This window comes from Microbacterium sp. ACRRU, assembly GCF_022346945.1.
Taxonomy (GTDB): Bacteria; Actinomycetota; Actinomycetes; order Actinomycetales; family Microbacteriaceae; genus Microbacterium; species Microbacterium mcarthurae.
In genome coordinates this window covers 1-12,085 of sequence record NZ_JAKRNI010000019.1, presented here as the reverse complement: position 1 = coordinate 12,085, position 12,085 = coordinate 1, and the positions used below count along the sequence as shown (strand labels likewise).

General features: G+C 68.5%; 12 protein-coding genes and 1 rRNA gene. 2 read left to right on the top strand and 11 right to left on the bottom strand.

What is annotated here, in order from left to right; genetic code table 11:
* Nucleotides 1-9: 9 nt before the first annotated feature.
* Entirely contained in the window at nt 10-246 is a 237-nt protein-coding gene (locus tag MHY30_RS10140) for a hypothetical protein (protein ID WP_239276800.1), read from the top strand.
* Nucleotides 247-315: 69 nt separating this feature from the next.
* Here MHY30_RS10140 and MHY30_RS10135 read toward each other — a convergent pair whose 3' ends face one another.
* The 3 genes from MHY30_RS10135 to coaE form a co-directional block, all read right to left on the bottom strand.
* Nucleotides 316-738: a VOC family protein gene (locus MHY30_RS10135; RefSeq protein ID WP_239276799.1), complete on the bottom strand. Its 423-nt coding sequence runs from the start codon at nt 736-738 to the stop codon at nt 316-318.
* Between the two features lie 34 nt (nt 739-772).
* Nucleotides 773-2,842 (bottom strand): excinuclease ABC subunit UvrB, encoded by a 2,070-nt coding sequence (gene uvrB, locus MHY30_RS10130; protein WP_239276798.1) that lies wholly within the window; start codon nt 2,840-2,842, stop codon nt 773-775.
* 84 nt (nt 2,843-2,926) lie between these two features.
* Nucleotides 2,927-3,523: a dephospho-CoA kinase gene (gene coaE, locus MHY30_RS10125; protein WP_239276797.1), complete on the bottom strand. Its 597-nt coding sequence runs from the start codon at nt 3,521-3,523 to the stop codon at nt 2,927-2,929.
* A 105-nt stretch (nt 3,524-3,628) separates the two neighbouring features.
* Here coaE and MHY30_RS10120 point away from each other — a divergent pair, with 105 nt between their 5' ends.
* Nucleotides 3,629-4,015 (top strand): response regulator transcription factor, encoded by a 387-nt coding sequence (locus MHY30_RS10120; RefSeq protein ID WP_239276796.1) that lies wholly within the window; start codon nt 3,629-3,631, stop codon nt 4,013-4,015.
* Nucleotides 4,016-4,024: 9 nt separating this feature from the next.
* On the opposite strand, the gene MHY30_RS10115 is transcribed toward MHY30_RS10120, so the two are convergent.
* The 8 genes from MHY30_RS10115 to rrf form a co-directional block, all read right to left on the bottom strand.
* Complete coding sequence (locus MHY30_RS10115) at nt 4,025-5,188, bottom strand: hypothetical protein (RefSeq protein ID WP_239276795.1); 1,164 nt, start codon at nt 5,186-5,188, stop codon at nt 4,025-4,027.
* Nucleotides 5,170-5,919: a cell wall metabolism sensor histidine kinase WalK gene (locus tag MHY30_RS10110; protein ID WP_239276794.1), complete on the bottom strand. Its 750-nt coding sequence runs from the start codon at nt 5,917-5,919 to the stop codon at nt 5,170-5,172. Before MHY30_RS10110 ends, MHY30_RS10115 begins: the two co-directional genes overlap by 19 nt.
* 53 nt (nt 5,920-5,972) lie before the next feature.
* Nucleotides 5,973-6,803: a hypothetical protein gene (locus tag MHY30_RS10105; protein ID WP_239276793.1), complete on the bottom strand. Its 831-nt coding sequence runs from the start codon at nt 6,801-6,803 to the stop codon at nt 5,973-5,975.
* Nucleotides 6,804-6,916: 113 nt separating this feature from the next.
* Nucleotides 6,917-7,606 (bottom strand): hypothetical protein, encoded by a 690-nt coding sequence (locus tag MHY30_RS10100; protein ID WP_239276792.1) that lies wholly within the window; start codon nt 7,604-7,606, stop codon nt 6,917-6,919.
* A gap of 54 nt (nt 7,607-7,660) precedes the next feature.
* A complete protein-coding gene (locus MHY30_RS10095; RefSeq protein WP_239276791.1) occupies nt 7,661-8,212 on the bottom strand; it encodes a GIY-YIG nuclease family protein in 552 nt (183 codons plus the stop codon).
* 39 nt (nt 8,213-8,251) lie between these two features.
* Nucleotides 8,252-10,555 (bottom strand): maltose alpha-D-glucosyltransferase, encoded by a 2,304-nt coding sequence (gene treS, locus MHY30_RS10090; RefSeq protein ID WP_239276790.1) that lies wholly within the window; start codon nt 10,553-10,555, stop codon nt 8,252-8,254.
* 73 nt (nt 10,556-10,628) lie between these two features.
* Complete coding sequence (locus tag MHY30_RS10085) at nt 10,629-11,837, bottom strand: MFS transporter (RefSeq protein WP_239276789.1); 1,209 nt, start codon at nt 11,835-11,837, stop codon at nt 10,629-10,631.
* Nucleotides 11,838-11,989: 152 nt separating this feature from the next.
* A 5S ribosomal RNA gene (gene rrf, locus MHY30_RS10080) occupies nt 11,990-12,085 on the bottom strand; the annotation flags it as partial.

The window sequence follows — 12,085 nt, the reverse complement described above, 5'->3', positions numbered from 1 at the left end:
CTAATAATCATGGCACACAGAGATGCCGACCGACCCCCGCTCCGCGAACGCGTTCGGGCCGCCGGCGGGTGGTACCAGTACCTCAACACGCGACTGATCCGGGTCGCCGGCCCGGCCTCTGTCGGCCCGTACGAAACGACACCCGAGCCGGTGCGGACGGAGCGTCCGTGTCCGTTGTGCGGCCACCCGATGTCCGCGCACAGCGTCGACCGCACTGGTCCGAAGCCCCTGCTGCACTGTCCCTGAAGTCGAGCGGCGATGGCGGCAGCCGCCGCGGGGTCGCGGGATGCCGCACCGGGCACGTGACCTCCCCGGCTAACGAAGGTGCGGACGGCCGGCGTCGTCCAACGGCCAGTCGGGGTTGACCGCGATCTCCCAGGGGTGACCTTCGGGATCGAGGAAGACCCCCGAGTATCCGCCCCACGATGTGGGCGCACCCGCGCGGCCGAGGTGGGCGCCGGCCGCGACCGCCGCCTCGAGGATCGCGTCCACCTCATCGGCGGTGCGCACGTTGTGTGCGAGTGCCACACCACCCCAGCCGCCCGGATCCACCACCATCGAGTCCGCCGCGAGCTCGTCGCGCGCCCATAACGCGACGACCATTCCGCCGGCGTCGAAGAAGGCGACGTCGCCCTCGACCGACGACGGGTGCTCGCGCCACCCCAGCTGACGGTAGAAGCTCAGGGCGCGATCGAGATCGCTCACCCCGAGCGTGACCAGGGAGATCCGCTGCTCCATCGCCGTCTCTCCGTCGCTCGTCGCGAATCGCCGGTCAGGCGTGGCCGGCGCGTTCCATCGCGCGCAGCTCCTTCTTGAGGTCCTGCACTTCGTCGCGGAGACGTCCGGCCAGCTCGAACTTCAGTTCGCTGGCGGCCGCGAGCATCTGCTGCGTGAGGTCGGCGATCGTCGACTCCAGTTGATCGGCGCCCTCGGCGGCGATCCCGGTGCGGCGCAGCTGCGGTGTCGGCGACTTGCCTTTGCCCGCCTTGTCGTTGCGCGACAAGAGGCTCCGCGTGTCGGACGCCTCACGAGCGAGTACCTCGGTAATGTCGGCGATCTTCTTTCGCAACGGCTGCGGATCGATGCCCTTCTCCTTGTTGTAGGCGATCTGCTTCTCGCGGCGCCGCTCGGTCTCGTCGATCGCGCTCTGCATGGAATCGGTGATCTTGTCCGCGTACATGTGCACTTCACCGGAGACGTTTCTCGCGGCACGACCGATCGTCTGGATGAGGGACGTCCCGCTGCGAAGGAACCCCTCCTTGTCGGCATCCAGGATCGCCACGAGCGAGACCTCGGGCAGGTCGAGACCCTCACGCAGGAGATTGATGCCGACGAGGACATCGTAGACGCCGGCGCGCAACTCGGTCAGGAGCTCCACGCGACGCAGCGTGTCGACGTCGGAGTGCAGGTATCGGACCCGCACACCGTGCTCGCCGAGGAAGTCGGTCAGTTCCTCGGCCATCTTCTTGGTGAGGGTGGTCACCAGCACGCGCTCGTCGCGGTCCACACGGATGCGGATCTGCTCCAGAAGGTCGTCGATCTGCCCCTTCGACGGCTTCACCACGATCTCGGGATCGACGAGCCCCGTCGGCCGGATGATCTGCTCGACCACCCCGTCGGCGATACCCATCTCGTACCGGCCGGGGGTCGCCGAGAGGTACACGGTCTGTCCGATACGGTTCTTGAACTCGTCCCAGCGCAGGGGGCGATTGTCCATCGCACTCGGGAGACGGAACCCGTGTTCCACGAGCGTCCGTTTGCGGGACGCGTCGCCCTCGTACATCGCGCCGATCTGCGGAACCGTCACGTGCGACTCGTCAATGACGAGGAGGAAGTCGTCCGGGAAGAAGTCCAGGAGCGTGTGCGGCGGGTCACCGGCATTGCGCCCGTCGAGGTGCCGCGAATAGTTCTCGATGCCCGAGCAGAATCCGAGCTGTTGCAGCATCTCGAGGTCGAACGTCGTACGCATCCGCAGTCGTTGCGCCTCGAGCAGCTTGTTCTGCGACTCGAGTTCCTTCAGACGCTCACCGAGCTCGTGCTCGATCGTGCCGATCGCACGTTGCACCGTGTCGGTTCCCGCGACGTAGTGCGACGCGGGGAAGATCGGCACCGAATCCATCTTCTGGATGACGTCGCCCGTGAGCGGATGCAGCGTGTAGAGCGCCTCGATCTCGTCACCGAACATCTCGATGCGGATCGCGTACTCCTCGTACACGGGGATGATCTCGATCGTGTCGCCGCGGACGCGGAAGTTCCCGCGCGAGAAGTCGACGTCGTTGCGGTTGTACTGCATCGCGATGAACTTCCGGATGAGCGCATCACGGTCGTACCGCTCCCCCACCTGCAGGGCGACCATCGCTCGCAGGTACTCCTCTGGCGCCCCGAGGCCGTAGATGCACGAGACGGTCGACACGACCACGACGTCACGGCGCGACAGCAGCGAGTTCGTCGTCGAGTGGCGGAGACGCTCGACCTCGGCGTTGATCGACGAGTCCTTCTCGATGAACGTATCGGTCTGGGGGACATACGCCTCGGGCTGGTAGTAGTCGTAATACGAGACGAAGTACTCGACGGCGTTGTGAGGCATGAGTTCACGGAACTCGTTCGCGAGCTGCGCCGCGAGGGTCTTGTTGTGGGCGAGAACGAGCGTCGGACGCTGCACGGCTTCGACCAGCCACGCGGTCGTCGCCGATTTTCCCGTTCCCGTGGCACCGAGCAGCACGACATCGGTCTCGCCGGCGTTGATGCGCGCGGCGAGGTCGGCGATCGCCTGGGGCTGATCACCCGAGGGCGAGTATTCGCTGACGACCTCGAACGGGCGGACGGAACGCGTGGCCTGCATGCCTCCAGCGTAGGTGGGGCCTCCGACATCGAGGGCGGGTCTGCGTTCGCCGTGCGCGAGCAGCCCCGACCGCAGGCAGGACGATCAGGCGCGAAGGCGCTCCCAGAGATCGTCCACCTGTCGGCGAGTGGCATCCACGTCGCCGGCCGTGTCGATCACGACGTCGGCCAGGGCGAGGCGCTCGTCGTCACCGACCTGCGCCGCGATGCGCGCGCGGGCGTCGGCTTCGGTGAATCCGCGCTGCGAGACGAGCCGCTGCACCCGCTGCTCGGCGGGCGCGTGAGCCACCACCACGAGATCCCACTCCCCCGTGCCCCGAGACTCCGCGAGCAACGGCACGTCATACACCACGACCGCGTCGGCGTCGGCGTCGAACGCCGCGCGGAAACGGCGCTGCGACTCCTCCCGGACTGCGGGGTGCACCAGGGCGTTCAGGGTCGCCAGCCGCTCGGGGTGCCCGAAGACCCGCGCCCCGAGGACGGGACGATCGAGGCTGCCGTCCGGCCGCAGCACGTCACCACCGAACTCCGCGACGATGGCCGCCAGCACCGGCGACCCCGGGGACTGGACGTCGCGCACGATGGCATCCGCGTCGACCACCACCGCTCCTCGTTCGGCGAGCATCGTCGCGATCGTCGACTTGCCCGAGGCGATTCCGCCGGTCAGTGCGAGGAGGGTCACCCCTCGAGGATGCCACAGCAGCCCCGGGGTCCCCGGGCCGCCTGCGTGGTCTAACATCGCCTCAGGGCCGCGTCTGCGCCTTCCGACCGGCGCGAGGGTGTCATCATGCCGAATCCGAACGTCGTGGTCGTCATCGAAGACGATGTCGACATCCGATCACTCATCATCGCGATACTCGAGCCCCACGGCTTCTCGGTGCACCCCGCAGCCGACGGGTTGTCCGGCATCGAGGCCGTCCGCCGCGGCGACCCGGCTGTCACGACGCTCGACGTGAGCATGCCGGGACTCGACGGCTTCGCGACGGCGCGACGCATCCGCGAGTTCAGCGAGACGCGCATCCTCATGGTGAGCGCTCGAGTGGATGCCACGGAAGAACGTCTCGCCCGCGAGGCCGGCGCCGACGACTACCTCACCAAGCCGTTCCGTCCGCGTGAGCTGCGTGCGCGCGTCCAGGCGCTCGCCGATGAACTGCCGCCCGGCGACGAAGGCTGACCGGACCGGTCACTCCGCCGCGAAGCCGAACGGTTGCTCGCCGCTCATGGCCGCGTGACGCGCCTTCGCATCGGCGCGGTCGACGAGCGTCGGACCGTCCCGCCCGTCCTCCGACGCCAGCGCGACCCCGATCCCGACCACCGGCACGACCGAAGTGCCCAGGTCGGACAGATCGTCCACGAGGCGTTCGTGGAGCACTCGGACGAGCCGACGATGGTCCGTGGCGGGAGGGGTGGAGAAGGCGACGGACAGACCCGTCGCGTCCGTCACCCCCACCAGCGCCATGGTGGGGGCATGTCGGCGCACGGAGGCACGGAAGGCACGCGCCATGTCCTCCGCTTCTTCCGGACCGAACGCGGTGGCCACGCGACGCAGATCGTCCACCCGGATGCCGATGACGCACAGGTCTTCGCCGGCGGCGTCGGCGCGAGCCACGAGGATCGTCAGGACCGCCCCGAACGACTCCCGCAGCAGCACCCCGGACCGATCGACGATTAGCTGACGGGTCTCGGGGTTGCCCCGCAACGCGGACTCGTTCGTGCGGAGCACCGAGGTGACGACGACGGCGGCGACGACCAGCGCCATCGTGAGGAATGCCGAGACACTCGTACCGAAGTACGTCTGGAAGACCTCGCTGTCGGGACCCTGCGCCAGGAACACGACCGTTCGCAGGCTGAACCACACGGCCTCGATGCCCATGATGACGGTCAATCCGGCTGCACTCCATCGTCGAGCGATGGCACCGCGGCGCGTCTCGATCGCGCCGAGGACGGCGAACAGCGCGTTGGCGAGGAACAGCGGGACCGCCCCGGCCCAGTCCCCGGCGCGGGATCCCTCGACGAGCGCGGCGATGACGACACCGACCAGCGCGACCGCGGTGACCACGACGGGGACGCGGAGCGGCCGGCCGTTGAATGCGACGCTTCCCAACCAGATGAATGCGGTTGCCGCGACGAAGGCGCCGTTGCCCAGCGCGATGGCGATGAACGCTCCGGGCACGGCGATCCAGACCAGGTACGCGACCGCCGAGAATACGCCGGAGAGGAAGGCGGTGGCCCACAGCCGGCCCGGCAGCGCATCCTTGAGCATCAGCGTGTCCAGCAGGTACATCACTGCCGACACCACGATGACCAGCGACGCCGCCATCTGCAGGCTCAGGACATCGAGGACCATGACGCCGCTCCTTCCTTGTGGGGCAGACGCACCGTGAACACCGAACCTCTGCCCGGTTGCGTCGCTACCGTGATGTCGCCGCCGTGGGCGCGCGCGATGTCGCGGCTGATCGCGAGACCGAGGCCGCTGCCGTGCACCGTGGAGTTGCGAACGGCATCCGCCCGGAAGAACCGCTCGAAGATCCGCCCCTGTTCACTCGGGGAGATACCGGGACCGTCGTCCGCGACGCGGAGGACCACGGTGTCCTCCTCCCGATCGACGGTCACGGTCACACGTCCGCCCCGGCGGTTGTACTTCACCGCGTTCGACAGCAGGTTGTCGACCACCTGCCGCAGGCGGTGCGCATCGACGACGGTGGGGCACGACCGCACCGCGCTCGCATCGATCTCAATGCCCTGTGCCGCCGCGCGGGGAGCGACCGACGTGACGGCGGCCCGAACGATGGCTTCGAGATCCGCCGGAGCAGGCTGCAGGGCGAAGCCGACCCCGTGCCGGGACGCTGCCGATACCGCCAGGATGTCGGCTACGAGCTCCCTGAGCCGGATGGCGTTGCGCTCGGCGATCTCCAGTTGCTCACGGGTCGAGGGCTCGAGGCGGTCGTCGTCGAGAGCGAGTTCGAGATAGCCGATGATCGAGGTGAGCGGGGTGCGGAGTTCGTGGGACACGCTCGCCACGAGGTCTTCGCGAGCGCGCAGCGCCGTCTCCTCCGCGGTCACGTCTCTCGAGACCACGACCCGACCGCCATCTGCTCCGTCGCGCGGACGCAGGCGTCGAACGGTCACGTTCAGCGCGCGTCGATCCTCACCCGGCATCCCGTACCAGACGAGCTCGCCGTCGAAGACCTCGCCGGCGCGCGCGCGCGCGCGAACGGAGTCTGCCGCGACTCCAGGGGGGTGATGCCGTCCGCGGCGAACACGGCGGAGGACGGCCCGACGGCGTCGGTGCCGGCTTGAAGACGAGCATGGGCTTCGTTGCTCACCGCGAACTCGCCACCCGGCGTGATGTGGATGACGCCGAAGTCGACGGCGTCGAGCACCTCGGTGACGAGGTCCTCCTGTCGGCGTGCGCGCTCGAGGGAGCGCCGCAGTTCCGCCGACTGCTTCTCCAGGAGCGATCGTTGCGCCCGCGTGCGCTGCGTGGCGAAGTGCGACATGGTCGCCAGGGCCGCGAGCGTGAAGGGCAGCACGAACGTCGACGCGGCAACGCGGTGCGACTCGTCGAAGGCCTGGTAGGTGATGATGGCCGACACGGCAACGGTCACGCCGATCACACCGCGGATGCCGAAGGCCGCACCGATCCATATCGCGGGAAACGCCCAGAGCAGGCCGATCCCGGCGACGGGCGCACTACCGCGCATCAGCCCGATCGCGATCACGTCGATGACGGGCACGGCGAGCGCGATCCATGACGGCAAGCGATCTCGCGGTGACAGGACGATGACTGCGGCGCAGGTGAAGACGATGCCCGCGCCCGAGACGAACAAAGTGACGTCCTGGATCTGTCCGAGGAATGAGGTCACGGCCGCGGCGAGGATTGCGGCAGCCGCCTGCAGCAATTGATTGGTCAGCAGGCTGCGATGCAGACCGAGCCGCTCGCTCGGCGACGAGCCGGACATGGCCTCGACCATATCGCGCGCGCAGGCCGACGGGGTGGTGCCCACGCGGTGCGGGCCGGTGTCGGCGTGCGCCCCCTGGTCAGGACGTCGGGAGCTGTACGCCCGGAGGGTCGTCAGAACCCGAAATCGCCGCCGAGGTCGCCGCCGAAATCGCCGAATCCTCCCGCGTCGGTCATGCCGGGATCGTCCAGAGCGGCCGCGTCGCCGCCGTCGGCGGCCATTCCGTCCTCGAAGCCCGCGGCGTACCCCGGGTCGAAGAGCGATCCGACAAGAGCGGAACCGATGACGTAGCCTCCGATCGTCCCCAGCATCGACGCTCCGAGCATCGATCCGAAGCCCGGGCCCGCGCTTCCTCCGCCGAAGGAGCGCCCACCGAACGTGCGTTCCATGAATCCGGGACGGGTGTACTCGGCACGCGTCGCGGCACGCGCGAGCGACCCGGGGTCGTCGGAGGTCGGTCGTTCCGAGGCGGGCAGACCGGCCGACAGCTCCTGCAACACTTGCTGACGCTGTGCGGGGGTCAAGCGGCCGAAGGCCTCCGCGTGCACCTGCTCGACCGTCTCTGGCGGCGCGGTGCGCAGAAGATATCGATAGCGCTCGACGGCCTGCGCGTCCTCACGTGTCGACGCGGAAGCGGATGTCGGACCACCCGGCGGCGGTGGGGGCGAGTAGCGTCCGCCGTCACTCGAGTGGCTCCCGGGCGCGTGCGCCGCGGTCGGGGCGGTCGTGCGACGACGGTCGTCGCCGCCGAAGAGTCGGTCGAGGAAGCCCATGAGTACCTTCCCGGGGTGAGGGGATCTCACCGTAGAACGGTCGCCTTGGAGTCCCCTGAGCCACGCGGCGGGGGCGAGACTCTCTCATCCTTGGCGGGCGAAGGCTTCGCTCGTCCACCGCGCGAAGAGGTCCCAGGGATCGGTGACGCCTCCCGCCAACGCTGCGATGTGGGTGTCGAGGGCCTCGCTCCGATCGAACCACTCGGACCCCCCGAGTCGCTCGGACGCAAACTGGAGATGACGGCGCCTTTCGAGCGAGCGATCGCCGCGTTCGAACGCGAGGAGCTCGTCGTGCCGTATCGCACGGAGCCGCTGGCGTGGCTGAGCGCTCGTCCCGATCTTGATGCGGTCGCGGAACCGCAGGTAGTAGACGACGTCGACGCGCGGCGGCGGAAGGTCGGTGTCGAGCGGCTCCCCGTGGCGCCACTCGCACACCGCGCACAGCCATCCGGTCGGCCAGCGCACGCCGAGCCGCGACCCGCACAGCCGGCAGGGCGTGGGCAAGACATCCGTTACGCCGTCACGCCGCCCCGCCCACTCGGCTGCGACGGAGAGATGCTCGTCGCACAGGTCGAGCGGGGCATCGAACGCGACGGCGACACGGCACCCGGGTACGACGCACGACACCTTGCTCATGCGCGAAGCGTATGTCCGACCACCGACATGCCGCCGGGGTCAGTCGTCGGCCACCTCCGGCGCGTGCATACGCAGGAACAGGCCCGCGTACGGCCCCAGCTCGAGGGCGAAGCTCTGCAGTTCATCGACGCGACCCACGACATCGCCGGTGGCCGCATCGACGGCGGTGCTCTGCGGAACCAGCCACTCCGACCGGACCGTCCCCTCGATGCTCTCTCCCGAAAAGTTGAGCACCGTGATCTGCAGTGGTGCGTCCTCGAGGCGCCGGTCTCCGCCGTCGAGCCGGTGCACCATGACGAGCATGCTCGGGTGCCCCACCTGCGGGATGTCGACCTGGGATGCCACGGCAATCCCGTTCTCGCTGCGGATCTTCAGGATGTCCCGCAGACCCGTGAGGAACGACTCGGGATCGGCCTGCTGCCGCGCGAGCGAGCCGTAGAGCGCCCGCGCCCGTGGCATCCCCGATGCCGACGTGGACGCATCCGGAGCGACATCGAGCAGGTCGTGCGCACCGCGCTCGATCCAGCGGGTGTCGCCCGAGGCGATCAGGTGCCGCACCTCGTCGGCGGGGAGCGTGAGCGACCCCGTGAGGTCCCAGCCCGACAGCGCGAACACACCCGGCTGCCACGAGTTGTACTTGGCGAGCAGAAGGTGAGCGTCGCGGATAGCCGGAACATCGGCGTCCGTGATGGCGTCGAGGGTGGCCTTCCCCTGGGTCGCCGCGATGAGCGAGGCGGTCGTGCACGCGATGCCGTTCTGCGTGAAAACCAGGTTGTAGTCCGCGTCGACGGTCAGTGCCTGCGTCAACTCGGCGCGGACGGTCTCCGCAATCTCCGCGCCGGTGGATTCCCCGTGTCGGAACGGGTAGACCGTGTCGCGATGCGTGGTGGCCCAGTGCACGAGCTCGTAGGTCAGCTCGTCGTGGTTCTGCATGCCGTGGACGAGCTGCACCGGCTCGACCCCCGTCTCCAGCGCGGTCGTCAGGGCGAGCCGGAGGAACTCGGTGTTCGCCGTCGCGAGAGCGTGGTGGTATCCGGGCCGGGTCACGAAGTCATACGACAGGTCGGCGCCCACGGCGCCCGTGTCGCGGATGTCTTCGATGGTGAGGTTGAGCTCCTGGAAAGTGAATCCCCCGACCTTGCGCACCATCCCGGCGATGATGTGGTTCGCGGCGTGCGAGAGCGGATGACCCTCCGACCACGCCGGCAGCCCCTCCGCGCTCTTCTCGACGCCCAGGAATCCATTGGCGTCCAGTCGGAGCGCACTCGTCCCGAGGTCGCCGAGGGAGTGCAGCGCGTCTCCGATGACGAGGCGCATACCCGCGAAGGTGGGGTCCAGCCAGTTGATCGAAGGCTGCCCCTCCTTGAAGTAGTGCAGATAGACCCATCGGCGCTCGAGTCCGTCCGTACCGACGACGGGCGCCGTTGCGCTCCAGTTGGTCTCCTTCACCCCCGGGGTGTAGAAGATGACGCGCTGCAACTCGCCGATGATGTAGCCCCGGGCGCTCAGTTCGCGTTCGGTGTCGGCATCCAGATTGACCGAATCGCGACCGGCGGGAACCTCGGGGAGGAGGCTCCAGTCCTCGCGCGGAATCTCGACCATGTGGTAAATGCCGGGGTAGTCCTTGTACGCCATCTCGGCGAGCCGGAAGTCCGCTCCCTTGCCGGTGTGACCGGGAACGATGTCGTCGATCACACTGCCGCCGTGCGCGTCGGCCACGTCCGCCATGCGCCGGAAAGCGTTCTCATCGCCGAACTCAGGGTCGATCTGCGTGCTGATGCGGTCGAAGTGACCGTCCACGCTGGGCGTTTCCTGCCACCCGCTGATGCCACCGGCGCGCTTGACGGGGCCCGTGTGGATGCCATTGATGCCGACCCATTCGAAGGCCTCCCACAGGGCTTCGTCGCCGAGCGCATCGAGGAAGGACTCGCCGGGACGCGCCATGAGGGAGATCGGGTACGCGGTGAACCAGACATCCGTGGATTCGATGGCTCGCCGCGCATCGGGGCGGGCGTAGGGATTGCGCCACATCGACGGCTGCCCGGAGAGCTGCCGGCTGAGCACATCGGCATCCTTCAGCATCGACTGGCGAACCAGCCACTCGACATACGACGGGTTCGCTCCGTTGGCGTTGCGCGGATCCGTCAGGAAACGGCGCAGTGTGCCGCCGCGGAACTGGTCTCGCGGTCGCAGACGTCGGGGGCGGGCCGGATAGCGTTGTTCGTCGTAGCTGATCTCGACCACGGGTTCGGCAGAGTCCTCGGCCGTTCCGTCGTCGATACCGTCGTGCGGCGTCCGTGCTGTCGTCAGCTCGTCGGCGTCATCCACTCGCGACCTCCTCATGTCGTCGTAACGACGCTAGTCGCCATCGGTGACATCGTGGTGAGGGATTGACCCGGGCGCGCAAACCCCCGCCTCAGCCGGCATGCTTCGGACGCAAGGCCAGCGAGGCGAGGACAGCCCCGAGCCCGCAGAGGACGACGACTACAGCGACGAACGCCTCCCATCCGACGCCGGCATACACGATTCCGAGAGCCCACCCGAACACACTCGAGCCGCCGTAGTACCCGAGGTAGTACAGCGACGACGCCTGCGCGCGCGCCTGGGGCTCCGCGGCGATCGGCGTCCAGCCCGACGCCACCGCGTGAGCCGCGAAGAAGCCCGCGGTGAACACGATGAGACCGGCGACGACCGCGGGGGTGAAGGGCACCACCAGAATCACCGCGCCGAGCGCCATGACACCGATCGAGCCGATCAACACCGTGAATCTCCCCCGGCGCACCGCCAGGACGCCGGCACGGGGCGAGGAGACGGTGCCCGCCAGGTAGGCGAGGAACAGGAGCGTGACCGCGCCCGGAGCGAGCAGAAACGGCGCTTCTCGCAGGTGGAAACCGAGATAGTTGTACACGGCCACGAATGCACCCATGAGAAGGAAACCTTGCGCATACAGGGCGAGCTGCACCGGAGAGCGCAGGTTCGTGCGCAGGCGTGCGGCGAGGGACGGTCCGGCCACCAGCGCCGACCGGCCCGGCACGAAGCCACGAGCGCGAGGCACCAGCGCCAGGAACACGGCGGATGCCAACGCGCACAGCACGATGACGGAACCGACCCCCCATCGCCAACCGAAGAGCTCGCCCACCGGACCGGACAACAGACGCCCGCTCAGTCCGCCCACCGTCGTGCCCGCGATGTAGGAACCGGCCGCCGCGGCGACATGGCGCACGTCGACTTCCTCGCTCAGATACGCGAGGGCGACCGCCGGAACGGCCCCGAGCGCCACCCCCTCCCCCAGGCGTAGTGCCAGGAGAACACCGACGTCAGGCGCCAACGGAGCAAGTCCGCCGAGAACCGTGGCGGCCACGATCCCGACCGCCATTGCGGGCACGCGGCCGACGCGATCCGCCACGACGGACCACGGGATGACCGCCGCCGCAAGGCCGAAGGTGGATGCCGACACGGTCAGCGCCACCGTCGCGGCATCCGCGCCGGTGTCGGAGGCGATCTGCGGGAGCAACGCCTGCGTCGCGTACAGCTGCGCGAACGTGGCGACTCCCCCGAAGAACAGACCGACCAGGAGCCGGCGGTAGTCGCGGCTCCCCGGAAGATGCCCCGCGAAGTCGCTCACGATGCGACCCTACCCAGGGAAACACTCTTCTGAAGAAACGACGACGGCGCCGGGCGCCCCCACTGGTGCGGGGACGGCCGACGCCGAAACGACGATGTGTCCGTATATGCGAAATGGCCACCCAGCATTGGGTGGCCATTTCGTGTGAAGAAGTCCGGCGGTGTCCTACTCTCCCACAGGGTCCCCCCTGCAGTACCATCGGCGCTGAGAGGCTTAGCTTCCGGGTTCGGAATGTAACCGGGCGTTTC